Annotated in this window: 1 protein-coding gene; it reads right to left on the reverse strand. The window is 67.5% G+C overall.

What is annotated here, in order from left to right:
• A partial coding sequence (locus tag AC2JF9_RS08835) for an SDR family oxidoreductase (protein WP_500727018.1) occupies positions 1–419 on the reverse strand: 419 nt, incomplete at its 3' end.
• Between the last annotated feature and the right edge of the window lie 55 nt (positions 420–474).

Genomic DNA, 474 nt, shown 5'->3' on the forward strand with positions numbered 1-474 from the left:
TTGCCCGTCCTTACCGCCTGCTCACCGCCTTCCTTCGATGCGCCGTAGACGCCGATCGGGGCGACGGGATCCAGTTCCTGGTAATACCCGTCCTTCTCGCCCGAGAAGACGTAGTCGGTCGAGACATGCACGAGGGGAATGCGAGCCTGTCCCGAAAGCCTCGCGAGCAGCGCCGGAGCGAGCGCGTTCACGCGCCAAGCCTCGAGCACCTCCGTCTCCGCGCGGTCGACCGCGGTATAGGCGCCGGACGAGATCACCGCCGCAAAGCGCTGTCCGGCAAACACGCGCTCGATCGAGCCCGGATCGGCCAGGTCGAGCGTTGCTCGATCCGGCGCGACGAGGCGGATCCCCTCGGGCCAGGGCTGCCGCTGCAACTCGAGACCCACCTGCCCCCCGCCGCCTGTGACGAGGATCTCCATGACGCCCTTCTCGGAGGTGATCTTGGCATCGTCAGCTAGCGCAACGGGAGCTCAC

The sequence above is a fragment of the Lactobacillus sp. C449L genome, assembly GCF_059900815.1.